Origin of the sequence: Burkholderia sp. E168m15, from assembly GCF_016586105.1 — a bacterium.
GTDB lineage: Bacteria > Pseudomonadota > Gammaproteobacteria > Burkholderiales > Burkholderiaceae > Burkholderia > Burkholderia orbicola.
In genome coordinates, this window is record NZ_BCPO01000026.1 from 1 (window position 1) to 18,448 (window position 18,448).

18 protein-coding genes are annotated in these 18,448 nt (G+C 67.6%); 6 read left to right on the top strand and 12 right to left on the bottom strand.

Annotation, left to right across the window (positions count from 1 at the left end):
* Together JMF86_RS04075 and JMF86_RS04080 are read left to right on the top strand one after the other, a co-directional pair.
* Window positions 1-813, top strand: an 813-nt coding sequence (locus JMF86_RS04075; protein ID WP_201316763.1) for a glycosyl transferase, incomplete at its 5' end; no start/stop codon positions are given.
* Window positions 814-825: 12 nt separating this feature from the next.
* On the top strand, window positions 826-2,709 hold the full coding sequence (locus JMF86_RS04080; RefSeq protein WP_012328042.1) for a nucleoside-diphosphate sugar epimerase/dehydratase: 1,884 nt from the start codon (window positions 826-828) through the stop codon (window positions 2,707-2,709).
* 87 nt (window positions 2,710-2,796) lie between these two features.
* Here JMF86_RS04080 and JMF86_RS04085 read toward each other — a convergent pair whose 3' ends face one another.
* From JMF86_RS04085 to JMF86_RS04105, 5 genes are read right to left on the bottom strand one after another with little or no spacing between them, the layout of a single operon-like run.
* A complete protein-coding gene (locus JMF86_RS04085) occupies window positions 2,797-3,903 on the bottom strand; it encodes a glycosyltransferase (RefSeq protein ID WP_175809008.1) in 1,107 nt (368 codons plus the stop codon).
* A 27-nt stretch (window positions 3,904-3,930) separates the two neighbouring features.
* Window positions 3,931-4,953, bottom strand: coding sequence for a UDP-glucose 4-epimerase GalE (gene galE / locus JMF86_RS04090; protein ID WP_006476712.1), 1,023 nt, complete (start codon window positions 4,951-4,953; stop codon window positions 3,931-3,933).
* Window positions 4,954-4,968: 15 nt separating this feature from the next.
* Window positions 4,969-6,105: a glycosyltransferase family 4 protein gene (locus tag JMF86_RS04095; protein WP_175809009.1), complete on the bottom strand. Its 1,137-nt coding sequence runs from the start codon at window positions 6,103-6,105 to the stop codon at window positions 4,969-4,971.
* A 51-nt stretch (window positions 6,106-6,156) separates the two neighbouring features.
* On the bottom strand, window positions 6,157-6,981 hold the full coding sequence (locus JMF86_RS04100) for a glycosyltransferase (protein WP_175809010.1): 825 nt from the start codon (window positions 6,979-6,981) through the stop codon (window positions 6,157-6,159).
* Complete coding sequence (locus tag JMF86_RS04105; protein ID WP_175809011.1) at window positions 6,978-8,234, bottom strand: lipopolysaccharide biosynthesis protein; 1,257 nt, start codon at window positions 8,232-8,234, stop codon at window positions 6,978-6,980. The genes JMF86_RS04100 and JMF86_RS04105 overlap by 4 nt, the downstream gene beginning before the upstream one ends.
* A gap of 245 nt (window positions 8,235-8,479) precedes the next feature.
* Between JMF86_RS04105 and JMF86_RS04110 the strand changes: the two genes are divergently transcribed.
* The 4 genes from JMF86_RS04110 (at window position 8,480) to waaA (ending at window position 13,349) form a co-directional block, all read left to right on the top strand.
* Complete coding sequence (locus JMF86_RS04110; protein ID WP_023475260.1) at window positions 8,480-9,874, top strand: phosphomannomutase/phosphoglucomutase; 1,395 nt, start codon at window positions 8,480-8,482, stop codon at window positions 9,872-9,874.
* Between the two features lie 172 nt (window positions 9,875-10,046).
* Window positions 10,047-11,042 carry a lipopolysaccharide heptosyltransferase I gene (waaC, locus tag JMF86_RS04115; RefSeq protein ID WP_006485129.1) on the top strand — a complete coding sequence of 332 codons (996 nt, stop codon included), beginning with the start codon at window positions 10,047-10,049 and terminating at the stop codon, window positions 11,040-11,042.
* Between the two features lie 23 nt (window positions 11,043-11,065).
* A complete protein-coding gene (locus JMF86_RS04120) occupies window positions 11,066-11,950 on the top strand; it encodes a Kdo hydroxylase family protein (protein ID WP_011544767.1) in 885 nt (294 codons plus the stop codon).
* Window positions 11,951-11,987: 37 nt separating this feature from the next.
* On the top strand, window positions 11,988-13,349 hold the full coding sequence (gene waaA, locus JMF86_RS04125; protein WP_175809012.1) for a lipid IV(A) 3-deoxy-D-manno-octulosonic acid transferase: 1,362 nt from the start codon (window positions 11,988-11,990) through the stop codon (window positions 13,347-13,349).
* A 63-nt stretch (window positions 13,350-13,412) separates the two neighbouring features.
* Here waaA and ureG read toward each other — a convergent pair whose 3' ends face one another.
* The 7 genes from ureG to JMF86_RS04160 all read right to left on the bottom strand — a co-directional run.
* Window positions 13,413-14,060 (bottom strand): urease accessory protein UreG, encoded by a 648-nt coding sequence (gene ureG / locus JMF86_RS04130; protein ID WP_006476704.1) that lies wholly within the window; start codon window positions 14,058-14,060, stop codon window positions 13,413-13,415.
* A 14-nt stretch (window positions 14,061-14,074) separates the two neighbouring features.
* Window positions 14,075-14,755, bottom strand: coding sequence for an urease accessory protein UreF (locus tag JMF86_RS04135; protein WP_175809013.1), 681 nt, complete (start codon window positions 14,753-14,755; stop codon window positions 14,075-14,077).
* A complete protein-coding gene (gene ureE / locus JMF86_RS04140) occupies window positions 14,742-15,344 on the bottom strand; it encodes an urease accessory protein UreE (RefSeq protein ID WP_175809014.1) in 603 nt (200 codons plus the stop codon). The genes JMF86_RS04135 and ureE overlap by 14 nt, the downstream gene beginning before the upstream one ends.
* A gap of 18 nt (window positions 15,345-15,362) precedes the next feature.
* Window positions 15,363-17,069, bottom strand: a complete 1,707-nt coding sequence (ureC, locus tag JMF86_RS04145; RefSeq protein ID WP_006491061.1) for an urease subunit alpha — start codon at window positions 17,067-17,069, stop codon at window positions 15,363-15,365.
* A gap of 28 nt (window positions 17,070-17,097) precedes the next feature.
* Window positions 17,098-17,403, bottom strand: coding sequence for an urease subunit beta (locus JMF86_RS04150; protein ID WP_040126797.1), 306 nt, complete (start codon window positions 17,401-17,403; stop codon window positions 17,098-17,100).
* Window positions 17,404-17,411: 8 nt separating this feature from the next.
* Window positions 17,412-17,714 carry an urease subunit gamma gene (gene ureA, locus JMF86_RS04155; RefSeq protein ID WP_006406310.1) on the bottom strand — a complete coding sequence of 101 codons (303 nt, stop codon included), beginning with the start codon at window positions 17,712-17,714 and terminating at the stop codon, window positions 17,412-17,414.
* Between the two features lie 236 nt (window positions 17,715-17,950).
* The coding region (locus tag JMF86_RS04160) for an urease accessory protein UreD (protein ID WP_201316764.1) at window positions 17,951-18,448 on the bottom strand (498 nt) is incomplete at its 5' end.

An 18,448-nucleotide genomic window follows, 5' to 3' on the forward strand; every position in this document is an offset into this window, starting at 1 on the left:
CTGCTGATGCTGGCGCCGCGGCTTTGGCTGATCGCGATCGCCGCCGCGGGACTCGCCGCGATGTCGCAGATCGACGACCGGCGCGGGCTGCCGGCCCGCGTGCGATTCTCCGCGCACCTCGCGGCAGTCGTCGCGCTGATCGTCGTCTTCCCGGCCGACGCACCGTGGTGGCTGCTCGCCGGCGTGGGTTTCGCGATGGTCTGGCTGACGAACCTGTACAACTTCATGGACGGCGCCGACGGTCTCGCGGGCGGCATGGCACTGTTTGGCTTCGGCGGATACGCGGTCGCGGCGCTCGGCGGCCCGCATACGTCGCCCGATCTCGCCGTGGCGGGCGCGGCAGTGGCCGGCGCGGCGCTCGGCTTTCTTCTGCTCAATTTCCATCCGGCGAGACTGTTTCTCGGCGACGCCGGCTCGATTCCGCTCGGCTTCCTGGCCGGCGCACTGGGCTATTGGGGCTGGCGTACCGATGTCTGGCCGATCTGGTTTCCCGCCATGGTATTCGCGCCCTTTATTGCAGACGCATCTGTAACACTTTTGAGACGTCTGTTACGCGGAGAAAAGTTCTGGCAGGCGCACCGCGAGCATTATTATCAAAGGATGGTCCGGTCGGGCGTCAGTCACGGCCGGACTGCCCTTTATTGGTACCTCATCATGCTCGCAGGCATAATTCTGGCCACGTGGGCAAAGGGCCGCCCCGAACTGCAGCAATGGCTGTCGTTTCTTGCGTGGTATGGTGTCCTGGCATGGTTCGGATGGTTGATCGACATGCGTTGGCGCCGGTTTCAAGCGGCCGCCGAAAACAATTCTTGAGGTTTCCCGCCGATGTTGCGATCCAGAGCATCTTGGCTGTCCCTGAGTGCTTTCCTGTTCGACCTGACGGCGGTTGTCGCCGCATGGTTGTTCGCTTATCTCGTTCGTTTCAACGGCAGCGTTCCGCATGATTTCCTGAGCGGCGCGCTGATGGCGCTGACGTGGGCACTGCCCGTCTATGCGCTGATGTTCCGCGGCTTCGGCCTGTATCGCGGGCTGTGGGTGTTTGCCAGCTTGCCCGACCTGATGCGCATCGCGAAGGCGGTGGCGGGCGGCGGCGTGATCGTGATGATCGGTGCCGTGATGTTCCAGCCGCAGCCGATCATTCCGCGCTCGGTGCTGCTGGTGTCGCCGTTGATGCTGTTCCTGGCAATGGGCGGCGCGCGTGCGCTGTATCGCGCGACGAAGGAGTACTACCTGTACGGTGGGCTGGTGGGCAAGGGCAAGCCGGTGCTGGTGCTGGGTGCCGGCACGGCCGGCGCGAGCCTCGCGCGCGAACTGTCGCGCTCCGGTGAATGGCGCTTGGTCGGCCTGCTCGACGACGACGTCACGAAACAGGGGCGCGAAATCTACGGCTACAAGGTGCTGGGTTCGTTCAACGACCTCAAGCACTGGACCGATGCGATGAAGGTCGAATACGCGATCATCGCGATTCCGTCGGCGTCGGTCGAAACCCAGCGTCGCGTCGCGACCCTCTGCGTGCGTGCCGGCGTGAAGGCGATGGTGCTGCCGTCGCTGACCGCACTGATGCCGGGGCAGGGCTTCCTGTCGCAGGTACGGAACATCGATCTCGAGGATCTGCTTGGCCGCGACGCGGTGACGATCGATACGCCGCACGTCGAAGCGCTGCTGCGCGGCCGCGTCGTGATGGTGACGGGCGCGGGCGGCTCGATCGGCTCCGAGTTGTGCCGGCAGATCCTGCGCTTCGCCCCTGCGCAGCTCGTTGCATTCGATCTCTCGGAATACGCGATGTACCGGCTGACCGAGGAATTGCGTGAGCGTTTTCCGGATCTGCCCGTGGTGCCGATCATCGGCGATGCGAAGGATTCGCTGCTGCTCGACCAGGTGATGTCGCGTCACGCGCCGCACATCGTGTTCCATGCGGCCGCCTACAAGCACGTGCCGTTGATGGAAGAGCACAACGCATGGCAGGCGCTGCGCAACAACGTGCTCGGCACCTATCGCGTGGCGCGGGCGGCGATCCGCCACGACGTGCGTCACTTCGTGCTGATCTCGACCGACAAGGCGGTCAATCCGACCAACGTGATGGGCGCGAGCAAGCGTCTCGCGGAAATGGCCTGCCAGGCGTTGCAGCAGTCGAGCGGGCGTACGCAGTTCGAGACGGTGCGCTTCGGCAACGTGCTCGGCAGCGCGGGCAGCGTGATTCCGAAGTTTCAGCAGCAGATCGCGAAGGGCGGCCCGGTGACGGTCACGCACCCGGAGATCACGCGTTTCTTCATGACGATCCCGGAAGCGTCGCAGCTCGTGCTGCAGGCATCGAGCATGGGGCATGGCGGCGAGATCTTCATTCTCGACATGGGCGAGCCGGTGAAGATCGTCGATCTCGCGTGCGACCTGATCCGCCTGTACGGTTTCTCGGAAGAACAGATCCGCATCGAGTTCACCGGGCTGCGGCCGGGCGAGAAGCTCTACGAGGAGTTGCTCGCTGACGACGAGGCGACGACGCGTACGCCGCACCCGAAGCTGCGGATCGCACGTGCGCGCGAAGTGCCGGACAATTTCCTCGACGAATTGCTGCCGTGGCTGATGCAGCATCGCGTGTTGTCCGACGACGAGGTACGGCGCGATCTGCGGCGCTGGGTGCCGGAATACCAGACGGCCGTTGCCCCCGTGTTGCAGAGCGTGCCGTCGGTGCGCGTCGTATCGAACGGGTGATGCGGTCCCAGGCCGTGAACTGAACGGCAAGAAGAGAAAAAGCGCCCAGCAGGGCGTTTTTTTTCGTCCGGAAACCGGTTACGCGGTTCAGCGGCCGGGCCGATGCTTTCTCACCACCATCCACCTCGGCGCCTTGAACCGCACGATGCTGAGATAGAGCCACACATAGGTCAGCGCGAACAGCACGACGAACGCGAACAGGTGCACGGTATGCCGCCAGAACAGCGTCGCCGGTATCACCGCGACGAGGCACAGCAGCCACAAATACGGCGACGTCAGCGAATTCCGCCGCGTCAGATCGTGCGCATGCTTCGTCCCGACGGCCCAGCGCATCAGCCGCTTGTACACGAGCATGTGCAGGTGCACGCCGTCCGGAATCCCCGGCGACATCCCACGGATGAACTTCTTCCGGTAGATCGAGAAGCAGGTCTCGAAGATCGGATACATGAACAGCAGCACCGGGTACCACGCGGACACTTCGCGGTTGCGCATCACGAGCATGATCGCGAGCTCCGCGAGCATGAAACCGATGAAATACGCGCCGCCGTCGCCGAGGAAGATCAGCCCGGCGGGAAAATTCCACAGGAAGAAGCCGAGCACCGCGCCCATCATGATGATCGACGCGGACATCACGACCGGGTCGTTGACGTGGAACGCGACATACGCGAGCGACGCGAACATCATGAAGCTGACCATCGACGCGAGCCCGTTGAACCCGTCGATGATGTTGATCGCATTCGCGAGCGCCGCGACCGCGAGCACCGTGATGAATGCCGAGATGGCCACGTAGCCGAGCAGGAAGTCGAGCGGCGGCACGCTGATGCGCGTGACCGCGATGTTCATCAGCCAGAATGCGAGCGCGGCCGCGCCCATCGTGCACAGCAGCCGCGCGCGCGGCGACACGCGCTTGGTCAGGTCCTCGACGAGGCCGGACAGGAACGCCGGCAGCCCGCAGGCAACGATGCCGAGAATGCTGCCGGAGATCGTCGGATAGCGCCGGAACAGCACCAGCGCGGCAACGATGACCCCGGCGAGGATCCCGATGCCGCCCACCCGCGGCACCGGCCGCACATGGAATTTCTGCACGCCGGCCAGGTCGCTGTCGATCGAGAATTTCTCGTGAAGGTGCGCGTAGCGCACGATGAACAGCGTGACGAGCAAGGAGACGATGAAGCCGGACGCGAAGCTGAGCATGGGATCGCTCGGAAAATGGACAGCGGATTATACAAAACCGCGCGGGTTCCCCTCCTGCCATCGCCAGTGGTCGGCACACATGTCTTCGATACCGAGCGTCGCACGCCAGCCGATGATGTCGGCCGCGGCCTGCGGGTTCGCATAGCACTCCGCGATGTCGCCCGGGCGGCGCGCGACGAGTTCGTACGGCACCGGACGGCCCGACGCCTTCTCGAACGCGCGCACGACTTCCAGCACGCTGTAGCCCTGGCCGGTGCCGAGGTTCACGACGAAGCTCGCGTCGCGCTTCGCGAGCGCGTCGAGCGCGGCGATGTGCCCCTTCGCGAGATCGACGACGTGGATGTAGTCGCGCACGCCGGTGCCATCCGGCGTCGGGTAGTCCGAGCCGAACACGCGCAGCTTTTCCAGCTTGCCGACCGCGACCTGCGCGACGTACGGCATCAGGTTGTTCGGGATGCCGGCAGGGTCCTCGCCGATCAGCCCGCTCGCGTGCGCGCCGACCGGGTTGAAGTAGCGCAGCGTCGCGATCCGCCACGACGGGTCCGAGACTTCGAGATCGCGCAGGATCTGCTCGGCGATCAGCTTCGACTGGCCGTACGGGTTCGTCGCGGACAGCGGGAACGATTCGTCGATCGGCGAGCGTTCGGGCACGCCGTACACGGTCGCGGACGAGCTGAACACGAACTGCCTGACGTTGCGCTCGCGCATGACCTTCAGCACGGCGAGCAGCCCGCCGATGTTGTTCTGATAGTACTCGAGCGGCTTCGCGACCGATTCGCCGACGGCCTTGAGCGCCGCGAAGTGAATCGTGCCGGTGATCGGATGCGCGTCGAATACCTTTGCGAGCGCGGCTTCGTCGCACACGTCGACCTGGTGGAATGCGGGCGTCTTGCCCGTGATCCGCTCGATCCGGCGCACCGATTCGGCCTTGCTGTTGACGAGGTTGTCGACGATCACGACGTCGTAGCCGTTGTCGAGCAGCTCGACGGCCGTGTGCGAGCCGATATAGCCCGCGCCGCCGGTAACGAGGATGGTGCCTTTAGCGGTCATTGCTGGTGCGCTCCTTCAGAGTGTGAATCCTGTCAACGAATGGATGGTCTCCCTGTAGCGTTCGACGACCTGCTGTTCGTCGAATTCCGCCGCGACCTTGTGCCGGCCGCGTGCGCCCATCGCCGCCCGGCCTTGCGGCCCGAGCGCGATCATGCGATTCAATTGTTCGGCAAGGCTCGCGCTGTCGCGCACGCGGCACAGGTAGCCCGTTTCGTCGTCGGCGACGACGTCGCGGCAGCCCGGCACGTCGGTCGCGACGATCGGGCGGCCCATCGCCGATGCCTCCATCAGCGTGCGCGGCACGCCTTCGCGGTACGACGGCAGCACGACGCAGTCGGCCGCCGCGATGTGCGGTCGCACGTCGTGCGCTTCGCCGAGATACTCGACGATGCCTTCGCCGACCCACGCGTCGACGTCCGCGCGACCGATCGCGCTCGGATTGTCGACGCCGAGCGGCCCGAGCAGCTGGAAGCGCGCGTTCGGGAAGCGCTCGCGCACGAGACGCGCGGCCTCCACGTATTCGCGCACGCCCTTGTCCCACAGCAGTCGCCCGATCAGGATGAAGACGGGTGCGTCGCCGCCCGGCAGCGGCACGGGCGAGAACTGTTCGAGATCGACGCCTTCGCCGTGCAGCAGCCGCGCACGGTCGGGATGCGCGAGCAAGCGCTCGTCGGTGAAGGTCGCGAGATCGTCGCGGTTCAGGAACCACACCTCACGCGGGAAGCGGAACGCGAACCGGTACAAGCGCTTCGCGACGCTCGCCGCGCGGCTCTTCTGGATGAACACGTAGCCGAGGCCCGTCGTCACGGCGATCGACGGCACGCGCGCGAGCCACGCGGCCACCGAGCCGTAGATGTTCGGCTTGATCGTGTAATGGAACACGAGATCGGGCCGCAGCGCGCGGTAGTGACGCACCAGCGCGGCGAGCGTGCCGAGATCCTCGCGCGGGCTCGTGCCTTTGGATGCGACGGCAAGCGCCACGTAGCGACAGCCCATCTGCTCGAGCAACGGCACCGTGCGGTCGTGCGGCGCGATCACCACGACCTCGGCGCCGCGCGCGACGAGCGCACGGATCAGCCCGTGGCGATACGTATGGATCGCCCAGGCCGTGTTGCAGACGAGCGCGATGCGCAGCGGGGAGGTGGCGGACATGAAAAAAAGAAAAATAAAGCGTCGAAATGGGCGAACGGGGCCGGGTACGCGTCAGGCGGACGGTCGCGCGGCGAACAGCGCCTGCTTGATGCGCTGCAGCGTACGGTACGGCGTCACGAAGTGCAGCAGGTTCTTGGCGAGGCCGGCCCAGTCGTACGGGTTCAGCACGTTGAAGTGGCGCAGCAGCAGCGTGAGCGTCGATACCAGCTGGCGCCGACGCTTGGTCGCGCTGATCCCGCCCTCGTTAAGCTCGTAATACAGGCCGAGTTCCGGCAGGTTCGCGCAATCGTAGCGTTGCATTAACCGTAAAAAAAGATCGAGATCCTCGGCCGCGCGGTACTTCGCCCGATAGTTGCCCACTTCGCGCACGGCGTCGATGCGCAACATCACAGACGGATGCACGAGCGGCGAGCGCAGGAAGCGCGTGCGGCGCAGCGTGCGCGGATCGGCGGGGGGCGTCAGCATGAAACGCGGCTCGCCGGCGCGCGACACGACCTGCGTCCACATGCCGACGCAGGCCACGCGCGGATGGGCATCGAGATAGGCGCGTTCTTTCGCCAAGCGCTGCGGCGCGGCGAGATCGCCCGCATCGATGCGGGCCGCGTAGCGGAAGCCGCGGGCCGCGAGCGCGTCGATGCCGGCCGCCAGCGCACGTTCGATGCCGCCGTTCCGGGGCATGCGCAGCACGTCGATCGCGAGGCCCGGCAGGTCGGGCGCGACGATCGGCGGCGTGCTGCCGTCGTCGACGATCAGCACGTGCACGGGCGCATCCTCGCGAAACGACGCGAGGGTCCGGACGACGTCGTCGTGCCCGTTGTAGGCCGGCATCAGCACGGCCACGTCGTCGAGCGGGGGCGGGCAATCAGGGGACGTCATGTTCGCAGCTTGAAACGGATGTAATAAAAGTTGACGGCAGCAGCAGCCAGATAGCCGGCCGCCAGCCCGACGAGCGCGCCGTACAGGCCGAGCCGCGGGATCGCGAACAGGTTGACGAGCGCGGCGATGGCTAGCGCGAGCAGCCATTTCGTCAGCAACACGAATTTTGCTTGATATTTGAGAACGATAAGATTGCCTATCGCCTCGATGCCGGCCGGCACGGACAGCCAGACGGCCCAGCGGAAGATGTCGACGGACGCTTCGTAGCCGCGGCCGAACACCCTGCCGACGATCAGCGGGGCGGCGGCGTCGAGCACGAGCGCGCCGGCCGTCATCAGGCCGGCCGTCATCGCGATCAGCCGGACGATGTTGCGGCGCAGCCGCGCGACGTCCTGCACGCGGTAGACGAACGCGGGCGCGATGGTCTGCGCGAGCATCAGCGCGAGCGTGATCCAGTTCTCGTTGAGCTGCTGCGCGGCCGAATAGCGGCCGAGATCGGCGAACGAAACATGGCGCTCGAGCATCAGGCGGTCGAGCTTCAGGAACAGGTACATGCAGATGAGGCCGAGCCAGAACACGGTGCCGGCCGTGGCAAAGTGCCGGAACAGCGGCTTGTCGAACGTCCAGCCGAGCGCGCCGCCGTTACGATGGCGGTAGTACAGCAGCAGCGCGAGGCCGATCGCGGCGGCTTCCAGCGCCCACAGCCACGCGAAACGGGCGGGGCCGGCGGCCGCGCGCACCAGGAGCCAGACGAGCAGCGCCTTGGCGAGCGCGGTGAGCATGCTGGTGACGAGCTGCGGCTTGCTGTAGGTCATGCTCTGCAGCCACGCGTTGATCACGCCGACGAACGGCTCGCGGAACACCATCGTGACGGCCAGGCCGGCGAGCATCGCGCCGACCAGCGGATCGAAGGCGCCCGCGGCGATCGCGATCCAGGTCGCGGCGAGCGCGGCGACCGATACGGCGATGCGCAGCACGAACGCGCTGCCGAGCACCGCGCCGAGCTGCGCGGGCGGGCGCTGGACGATGGTGGGGACGAGGATTTCCGCGCCGCACACCCAGGTGAGCGGCGCCAGTACCAGGAGAAGCGTATTCGCATACTGCCATTTGCCGAACACATCTGGCCCGAAATAACGGGCCAGCAGGCCGCTGATCGCGATCGCGACGCCGATTTGCGTAAGCCGTTCGAGCCCCAGCCAGACGAGGTTCGCGACGGCCTTCGCGACGTCCGGGTTGCCGAAGCGCTTCAGCATGCGCGGCAGCGGCGGCGCGCGCGGAGGGCGGCCGGAAGCGGCGGGTGGGCGGCGGCGGAGCGGCTAGGCATTAAAATGGGCGACATGCGCGTCATCAAAACCCGCGATTATAAGTGGGATCGCGGCTGCTCCAGCCGTTGTGCGCGGTGTTCCGCCGGCAGGCATGTATCATGCGCGGCACCCGTGAGCGGCGGCCCGCGCAAGCCAGACAATTTTCCATGCACGCAACTGAGAGAAGAGAATCGATGATCTCCCAATCCATCTTCAAGGCATATGACATTCGTGGCGTGGTCGGCAAGACACTCGACGTCGACACGGCGCGCGGAATCGGCCGGGCATTCGGCAGCGAAGTCCGTGCGCAGGGCGGCGATGCGGTCGTCGTCGCGCGCGACGGCCGCCTGTCCGGGCCGGAACTGGTCGGCGCGCTGGCCGACGGCCTGCGTGCGGCCGGTGTCGACGTCGTCGACGTCGGCATGGTGCCGACGCCGGTCGGTTATTTCGCGGCGAACGTGCCGCTGGCGCTGAAGGGCGGCGAGCGTCGCGTCGATTCGTGCATCGTCGTCACGGGCAGCCACAACCCGCCCGACTACAACGGCTTCAAGATGGTGCTGCGCGGCGCGGCGATCTACGGCGAGCAGATCCAGGCGCTGTACCGCCGCATCGTCGACGAGCGGTTCGAGTCCGGCAGCGGCACCTATGAGCAGATCGACGTCGCGGATCAATACATCGCGCGCATCGTCGGCGACGTGAAGCTCGCGCGGCCGCTGAAGATCGTGGTCGACGCCGGCAACGGCGTCGCCGGTCCGCTCGCGACGCGCCTGTTCAAGGCGCTCGGCTGCGAGCTCGTCGAGCGCTTCACCGACATCGACGGCACGTTCCCGAATCACCACCCCGATCCCGCCCATCCGGAAAACCTGCAGGACGTGATCCAGGCGCTGAAGGACACCGATGCGGAGCTCGGCTTTGCGTTCGACGGCGACGGCGACCGTCTGGGCGTCGTCACGAAGGACGGCCAGATCATCTATCCGGACCGCCAGCTGATGCTGTTCGCGGAAGAAGTGCTGTCGCGCAATCCGGGCGCGCAGATCATCTACGACGTGAAGTGCACGCGCCACCTCGCGCAGTGGGTGAAGTCGAAGGGCGGCGAGCCGCTGATGTGGAAGACGGGTCACTCGCTCGTGAAGGCGAAGCTGCGCGAGACGGGTGCGCCGCTCGCCGGCGAAATGAGCGGCCACGTGTTCTTCAAGGATCGCTGGTACGGCTTCGACGATGGCCTGTATACCGGTGCGCGCCTGCTCGAGATCCTCGCGAAGACGGCCGATCCGAGCGCGCTGCTCAACAGCCTGCCGGACGCGATGAGCACGCCGGAACTGCAGCTCTGGCTCGACGAAGGCGAGAATTTCCGCCTGATCGAGCAGTTGCAGAAAGAGGCGAAGTTCGACGGCGCCGACGAAGTCGTGACGATCGACGGCCTGCGTGTCGAGTACCCGGACGGCTTCGGCCTCGCGCGTTCGTCGAACACGACGCCGGTCGTCGTGATGCGCTTCGAGGCCGAGACGCAGGAAGGGCTCAAGCGCATCCAGGAAGACTTCCGCCGCGTGCTGACGGCCGCGAAGCCGGACGTCAAGCTGCCGTTCTGAGCGCCGGCGGCCGGCGGGCCGCCCGTACGACGGCCGGTTCATCGGCCGTGTTTATCTCGAAAAGCGGCGCGTGCCCCGGGCGCGCGGCCGCTTTTTGTCTGTCCGGTCGTCCGGCCGGGATAAAATCCCCCCTTTATGTCTGTCGCCGGCTGCCAGTCGGCGTTTTTTCAGCGTGCAAAAGATCCTGATCGTGCGCGTGTCGTCGCTGGGCGACGTCGTGCACAACATGCCGGTGATCGCCGATATCCGGCGCCGCCACCCCGATGCGCAGATCGACTGGCTCGTCGAGGAAAGCTTCGTCGACCTCGTGCGGCTCGTCGACGGCGTGCGCAACGTGCTGCCGTTCTCGCTGCGCCGCTGGCGCAAGAAGCCGTTCTCGGGTGCGACGTGGCGCGAGATTCGCGCATTTCGCCGGCGCCTCGCGGCCGAGCAGTACGACCTCGTGATCGACTGCCAGGGCCTCATCAAGACGGCGTGGGTCGCGAGCTGGGCGCGCGGGCCGCTCGTCGGGCTCGGCAACCGGACCGACGGCGCCGGCTACGAATGGCCGGTGCGCTTCTTCTATCGCAAGCGCGTGCCGATCGCGCCGCGCACGCACGTGGTCGAGCGCTCGCGCCAACTCGTCGCGGCCGCGCTGGACGACCCGGCGCCGACTCCGGCCGATCCGGTCGAATTCGGCCTCGACACGCGGGCGGCGGCGCTCGCGGTGGCCGCGCTCGGCCTGAACCTGCCGGTGCCGTACGTCGTGTTCGTCCACGCGACGTCGCGCGCCGACAAGCAGTGGCCGGACGCGGCATGGATCGAGCTCGGCCAGGCGCTCGTGCGGCGCGGCGCGTCGCTCGTGCTGCCGTGGGGCAACGACGCGGAACGCGCGACCAGCGAGCGGCTCGCGAAGGAATTCGGCGCGGCGGCGATCGTGCCGCCGAAGCTGTCGCTGCCGGCCGTGGTCGGTCTGATCGACGGCGCGGCCGCGACGGTCGGGGTTGATACAGGTCTGGTTCACATCGCGGCCGCGCTGAAGCGTCCGACGGTCGAACTGTACAATTTCGCGACGGCCTGGCGGACCGGCGGCTACTGGTCGCCGAACGTCGTCAATCTCGGCACGGCGGGGCAGCCCCCGTCGATCGCGCAGGTGAAGTCGGCGCTCGCGGGCTTCGGTCTCCTGTAACGCTGTCCACACGCGAACCGATCATGAGCGAATCCCAGATCATCGAAGTCCCGTCCGCCGACTGGAGCGGGCACAACCTGTCGGCGCCGCGCGAGCAGTTGCTCGCCGCGGTCGAGGAAGGCAAGGTGCTGTATTTCCCGCATCTGCGCTTCGCGATCGACGGCGGCGAGGAAGCGCTGCTCGATCCGGCGCTCGCCGATCCGAAACGCAAGAACATCAGTCTCGCGCCGAACGGCGGCGCGCTTGCCGGCGTGCTCGGCGACAGCGTCACGCAGTCGGCCGTGCGCGCGCTCGTCGCGCGCTTCCAGCAGCAGGCCGGCACGCTCGTCGACGGCCTTTTCCCCGAATACCGCGGCAAGCTGCGCGTCGCGCCGACGAGCCTGCGGCTGATGCAGGTCGAAACGCGCCAGACGTCGTGGCGCAAGGACGACAGCCGGCTGCACGTCGACGCGTTCCCGTCGCGGCCGAACTACGGCGAGCGCATCCTGCGCGTGTTCACGAACGTGAACCCGGCCGGCGTGCCGCGCGTGTGGCGTGTCGGCGAGCCGTTCGAGGATGTCGCGAAGCGCTTCCTGCCGAAGATCCGGCCGCAGTTGCCGGGCTCGGCGTGGCTGCTGAACCTCCTGCACGTAACGAAATCGCCGCGCAGCGCGTACGACCACCTGATGCTGAACCTGCACGACGGGATGAAGGCCGATCTCGACTATCAGAAGACGTGTCCCCAGCAGACGATGCCGTTTCCGCCGGGCAGCGTGTGGATATGTTTCTCCGATCAGACTTCGCACGCTGTGATGTCCGGCCAGTTCATGCTGGAGCAGACCTTCTTCCTGCCGGTCGATGCGATGGTGCGCCGCGAATGCGCGCCGCTCGGCATTCTCGAACGCCTGACGGGCAGGGCGCTGGTTTGAGCGCGCCCCTGCTTCGACGTAACTCAAGGGCGACCGCATGCTGAGGGCGATCTATCGTGCGCTGTGGTGGCTCGTCGCGCCGGCCGCCGTGATCCGGCTCTATGTGCGCTCGCGCAAGGAGCGCGGCTATCGCGAGCATATCGGCGAGCGCTTCGGTCACGTCGCGGGCCGCTCGCCGGATGATCGCGCGCCGCTGATCTGGGTGCATGCGGTGTCGGTCGGCGAGACGCGCGCCGCGCAGCCGCTGATCGATGCGCTGATGCGCGCGCGCGCCGATGCGCGCATCCTGCTCACGCACATGACGCCGAGCGGCCGTGCGACGGGCGAACAGATCTTCGGCGATCGCGTGCTGCGCTGCTATCTGCCTTACGACATGCCGGGCGCGGTGCGGCGCTTCCTGCGCGCGTGGCGGCCGACGCTCGGCCTCGTGATGGAAACCGAGGTGTGGCCGACGCTGATCGACGAGTGCCGCCGCGCGGACGTGCCGCTCGTGCTGACCAATGCGCGGATGTCCGCGCGTTCGTTCCGGCGCGCGGCGAAGTTCGGCGCGGCGACGCGCGACGTGTTCGGCGGCTTCTCGCGCGTGCTCGCGCAGAGCCCGGCCGATGCGGAGCGGCTGACGTCGCTCGGCGCACGCAACGTGACCGTGCTCGGCAACCTGAAGTTCGACATGACGACGCCGCCGGAACTCGCGGCACGCGGCCATGCATGGCGCGACGCGATCGGCGCGCGGCCGGTGTGGGTCGCGGCCAGCACGCGCGAGAACGAAGAGGTGCTGGTGCTGCAGGCGTTCGCGGAAATGCGCACGCCTGGCGCGCTGCTGGTGCTCGTGCCGCGTCATCCGCAGCGCTTTGCCGAAGTCGAGGCGCTCGTCGCGCGCAGCGGGCTCAAGTGCGTGCGGCGCTCGGTGTGGGCGGCCGATGCGGCTGCGCTCGCGGCGGGCCGGCCGGCCGCCGAACCGCTGGCGGATGACGTGACGGTGCTGCTCGGCGATTCGATGGGCGAGCTCGGCGCGTACTACGCGGCGGCCGACATCGCGTTCATCGGCGGCAGCCTGCTGCCGCTCGGCGGGCAGAACCTGATCGAAGCGTGCGCGGTCGGCGTGCCGGTGCTGATCGGGCCGCACGTGTTCAACTTCACGCAGGCGACTGCCGACGCGGTCGCGGCAGGGGCGGCGATGCAGGTCGAAGATCCGCTCGATCTCGCGCACGTGCTCGACGCGCTGTTCGCCGACAAGGCGCGGCGCATCGCGATGGGTGCGGCCGGCGCGGCCTTCGCGGCGCGTCACCGCGGCGCGACCGCGCGCACGGTCGACGTGCTCGCCGCGCTGCTGCCGCCTGCCGCAGCCGGCACGCGTGCGTTGCCGGACCAGTCGAGCGCGGCTTCCGAAGACGAATAGACGAAGGGCGGCGCAAGGCCGCCCCCGAACGCATGGCGGCGACGTGCGCCGTCGCCATGCCGCTCACACCGTCAGCAAGCCCTTCTTCTCGATGAACGCGATCACGTCCGCGACGCCGTCGAGCGCCTTCAGGTTCGTCATCACGTAAGGCCGCTCGCCGCGCATTTTCCGCGTGTCGGACGCCATCACGTCGAGGTTCGCGCCGACCAGCGGCGCGAGGTCGGTCTTGTTGATCACCAGCAGGTCGGACTTCGTGATGCCCGGGCCGCCCTTGCGCGGAATCTTCTCGCCGCCCGCGACGTCGATCACGTAGATCGTCAGGTCCGACAGCTCGGGACTGAAGGTCGCCGCGAGATTGTCGCCACCGGACTCGATGAACACGATGTCGGCATCGGGAAAGCGCGCGAGCATCCGGTCGACGGCCTCGAGGTTGATCGACGCATCTTCCCGGATCGCCGTGTGCGGGCAGCCGCCCGTCTCGACGCCCATGATGCGTTCCTCGGGCAACGCGCCCGCGACCGTCAGCAGCCGCTGGTCTTCCTTCGTATAGATATCGTTGGTGATCGCGACGAGGTCGTACCGGTCGCGCATCGCCTTGCACAGCATTTCGAGCAGCGTGGTCTTGCCGGAGCCGACGGGGCCGCCGATGCCGACGCGCAGCGGCGGCAGTTTCTTCGTACGGCGGACGGAGGAGGGAGCGGGTGCGTTCATGGTGTGGATCAAGTTCAGGAGCGGAACAACCGCGAGTACTGGGTTTCGTGCCGCGCGGACAGGATGCCCAACTGCGGCGCGAACGTGTTGATGGCGTCGGGCGGCGTCGCGAGCGCACGGCGCACGGCCGCGTCGATCGCGCCGCGCAGCGCGACGATGATGCGTTGCCCGGCGAGCTGGCCGAGCGGCACGGCCTTCAGCGCGGCGGACGTCTGGTTCTCGACCCAGCCGAATGCGTACGCGGCGAGCGTCGCGTCGGCGCCGGCGTCGTGAGCGGCAGCCGCGTACGCGAACGCGGTCGGCAGCGCGATCGGCGACAGCGACGCGAGCGTCGCGCGGCGTGTGGCGTCGCCCCATTCGAGCGATGCGCACAGCTGCGCGAGCGACCAGCCCATCTGTTCGGTTTCGCGGCGCAGCTCGGCCGATTCCCGGCTCGCGACGAACCAGGCATTTTCGGCGGCGAGCGCATGCGTGTCGTGTGTTTGCCAGCGGGCGAGCTGGTGCGCGAGGAACGGCAGTTCGCCGTGCGCGAGCACGTCGGTCAGGCCGCTCGCGATCCAGTCGCGCGCGGAATCGGCGTCGCGGATCAGGTTCGCGTCGAGCGCGGCTTCGAGGCCCTGCGAATAGCTGTACGCGCCAATCGGCAAAGCCGGCGACGCGAGGTGCAGCAGCGCGACGAGTTCAGTGGTGGTCATGACCGTGGTGGCCGTGCGTACAGCCGGGACCATGCTGATGATCGTGATCGTGATCGTGCGAATGCGCATGCCCGTGGTGTTCGCCGAACACCTGTTGCGCAAGCGCATAATCCTCGGCGAACGTTGCGTCGTGCCCGTGTTTGTGGCCACCGCCGTACGCACCGGCTTCCGGCTGGAACGGTGCATGCGTTTCCTCGACCTGCGTGCCGAGCCGGCGCAGCATGTCCGCGAGCACCGGATCGGCCTCGAGCTTCAGGTAGCCGTCGCCGATCTCGATCGGCGTGTGACGGTTGCCGAGGTGGTATGCGGCGCGCATCAGCGTGAGCGGGTCGGCTGCGCGCACGAGCAGCACGGTTTCGGGGGCCGCCGCGATACGCACGAGCGCACCGTCGTCGGCGACGAGCACGTCGCCGTCGCGCAGCACGGTGCCGCGCGGCAGCAGCACCGCGACGTCCTCGCCGGTGTCGAGCGTCGCCGCGAGGCGGCTCTTGCAGCGGGCATCATAGGCGAGCGTGAGCGTCGGCGCGCGAGCCACGAGCGACGCGGCGAGTTTCACGTTCGGGGCAATACGTTTGTCGAGGGTACGCATGAAACTGGGGATTCCGGATCAGAACAGGAAATAGCGCTGCGCCATCGGCAGCACCGTCGCCGGTTCGCAGGTGAGCAACTGGCCGTCGGCGATCACGTCGTAGGTTTCCGGATCGACGCTGATCGACGGACGCCATGCGTTGTGGATCATGTCGGCCTTCGTCACGTTGCGGCAATTGCGCACCGGCACGATCCGCTTCGCGAGCCCATAGCGCTCCGCGATGCCTGCATCGGCCGCCATCTGCGACACGAAGGTCAGCGACGTGCGCGCGAGCGCCCCGCCGCGCGTCGCGAACATCTCGCGATAGTGGACCGGCTGCGGCGTCGGGATCGACGCGTTCGGGTCGCCCATCTGCGCGAGGGCAATCATCCCGCCCTTGAGGATCATCGACGGCTTGATCCCGAAGAACGCGGGCTCCCACAACACGAGGTCGGCCCACTTGCCGGGCTCGATCGAGCCGACTTCATGTGCGATGCCGTGCGTGAGCGCCGGGTTGATCGTGTACTTCGCGACGTAGCGCTTCGCGCGGAAGTTGTCGTTGCGCGCGGTGTCCTCCGGCAGCGCGCCGCGCTGCACCTTCATCTTGTGCGCGGTCTGCCAGGTGCGGATGATCACTTCGCCGACGCGGCCCATCGCCTGCGAATCGGACGACAGCATCGACAGCGCGCCGAGATCGTGCAGGATGTCCTCGGCCGCGATCGTCTCGCGACGAATGCGCGATTCGGCGAACGCGAGATCCTCGGCGATCGACGGATCGAGGTGATGGCACACCATCAGCATGTCGAGATGCTCGTCGAGCGTGTTGATCGTGTACGGGCGCGTCGGATTGGTCGACGACGGCAGCACGTTCATCTCGCCGCACACCTTCAGGATGTCGGGCGCGTGGCCGCCGCCTGCACCTTCAGTGTGGTACGTGTGGATCGTGCGCCCCTTGAACGCGGCGACCGTCGATTCGACGAAGCCGGCCTCGTTCAGCGTGTCCGTGTGGATCGCGACCTGCGTGTCGGTGTCGTCGGCCACCGACAGGCAGTTGTCGATCGCGGCGGGCGTCGTGCCCCAGTCCTCGTGCAGCTTCAGCCCGATCGCGCCGGCCGCAATCTGCTCGACGAGCGGCTGCGGCAGGCTCGCGTTGCCCTTGCCGAGAAAGCCGAGGTTGATCGGCCAGCCGTCGGCGGCCTGCAGCATCCGCTCCATGTGCCACGGGCCCGGCGTGCAGGTCGTCGCGTTGGTGCCGGTGGCCGGCCCCGTGCCCCCGCCGAGCATTGTCGTGACGCCCGACGCGAGCGCCTCGTCGATCTGCTGCGGGCTGATGAAGTGGATGTGCGTGTCGATGCCGCCCGCGGTCACGATCAGCCCTTCGCCGGCGATCACTTCGGTCGCGGCGCCGATCGCGATCGTCACGCCCGGCTGGATGTCGGGGTTGCCGGCCTTGCCGATCGCCGCGATGCGGCCGTGCTTGATCGCGATGTCGGCCTTCACGATGCCCCAGTGATCGAGGATCACCGCGTTCGTGATGACGGTATCGGGCACGTCGGCGGCCACGCGCTGCGACTGGCCCATCCCGTCGCGGATCACCTTCCCGCCACCGAACTTCACTTCCTCGCCGTACGTGGTGAAGTCGCGTTCGATCTCGATCAGCAGTTCGGTATCGGCGAGCCGGACGCGGTCGCCCGTCGTCGGCCCGAACATTTCCGCGTACGCGCGGCGGCTCAAGCGTAGTGTCATGTGCTGTTCCTGAAGAGCGGGGCGCGGCTTACAGCGGCCCCATCACCTTGCCCTGAAAACCGTAGACGGCGCGATCGCCCGCGAGGGCGACGAGCTCGACGGTGCGCGTCTGGCCCGGCTCGAAGCGCACGGCCGTGCCGGCCGCGATGTTGAGCCGGAAGCCGCGCGCGGCCGCGCGGTCGAACGACAGCGCGTCGTTGACCTCGAAGAAGTGGTAGTGCGAGCCGACCTGCACCGGGCGGTCGCCGGTGTTCGCGACGACGAGCGACAGCGTCGCGCGGCCCGCGTTCAGTTCGTGTTCGCCATCGTCGGTGAGGATTTCGCCGGGGATCATGCGGGGCCTCACGGAATCGGGTGGTGGACGGTCACGAGCTTCGTGCCGTCGGGGAAGGTCGCCTCGACCTGGATGTCGGGAATCATTTCCGGCACGCCGTCCATCACGTCGTCGCGCGTGAGCAGCGTCGTGCCGTAGTGCATCACTTCGGCCACGGTCTTGCCGTCGCGCGCGGCTTCCATCAGCGCCGCGGTGATGAAGGCCACCGCCTCCGGATAGTTGAGCTTCAGGCCGCGCGCGCGGCGGCGTTCGGCGAGCAGCGCCGCCGTGAAGATCAGCAGCTTGTCCTTTTCGCGGGGAGTCAGTTTCATGAAGGCAGGCGTTCAGGAAAACGTAATTTTTATCGGTGCGCATGCGACCGGGCAGGGGTGCGGATCATCGTAGCACCGCGCTGTTTTGCGTGCGTCGTGTATCACTTATGTAAGCAGCAAGGTGCGTGCCATGTGCATCCGACGTGCCTTCATGCGCGTTCGTGGTGCGTGATGCATGGCGAGCGTGCGGCGTGTGGGGTGACGTTGCGCCGAAACGGTGCGTGATGCGCGCGCGGTCAGGTTTGCCAGAGACGCAGCGGCCGTGCGTCGATGCCATGCACGATCGGCCGCAACTGCAGCCAGCAGTCGGTGAAGTGGCGCTGCAACGCTTCCATCGACGTCGACATCGCGCGCACCAGCACGACGCCGGGCGTCACGCAGGTGGCGCCCGCGCGCAGCGTGTCGTCGAACGGCATGCGCGCGGCGAGCGCTTCGGCGAGCGCGGCGTCGCATGCAGCGCCGGCCGCCCACAGCGTGCCGTAGGCAGGAAAGCCGGCGAGGCCTTGCAGCGCGCCGCGCAGCGGGTCGCGCGCATCGAGCAGCGTGCGCTCGGTGCAGAGCGGCCGGCCGTCGGTGGCGACGAGCGCAGAGGTCGATGCAATGCGTCCCGCTGCCCAGGTTTCGCCGGCCGCCTGCCGGCCGAGCTGCGTCGCGTCCCAGCCGATCGCGCTTGCCCCTTCGCCGAGCGTCACCGTGAAGTCGAGCGCCGCGTGCGCCGCGTCGAAGAACAGGTT